The sequence below is a fragment of the Enterobacter sp. UNJFSC 003 genome (genome assembly GCF_036903355.1).
In the GTDB taxonomy this organism is placed as follows: domain Bacteria; phylum Pseudomonadota; class Gammaproteobacteria; order Enterobacterales; family Enterobacteriaceae; genus Enterobacter.
The window spans coordinates 1-274 of record NZ_JBAKHK010000155.1; the positions used below are offsets into that span (position 1 = coordinate 1).

A 274-nucleotide genomic window follows, 5' to 3' on the forward strand; every position below is an offset into this window, starting at 1 on the left:
TCTGAGTGCCCGTTTCGCCGCGCAGCGCCGCAGGCAGGCATTCCGGCGTGGTGATAATCACTTCTTTGCCGCCTTGTTCTAAAAATGTCAGGCTGGCGATGATTTTTGGCAACATGCTGCCGGGCGGGAAATGCCCTTCCTGCATATAGCGGGTCATGGTGGCAATATCCACCCGATCGAGCGCCTGCTGCTGCGGTTTGCCAAAGTGAATACACACTTTTTCGACGCCAGTGGTGATCACAAGAATGTCGGCGTGAATTTCACGGGCCAGCAG

Annotated in this window: 1 pseudogene; it reads right to left on the reverse strand. The window is 55.8% G+C overall.

Annotation, left to right across the window (positions count from 1 at the left end):
* Nucleotides 1-274: pseudogene (locus V5P19_RS23570) on the reverse strand (carbamate kinase); the annotation flags it as partial.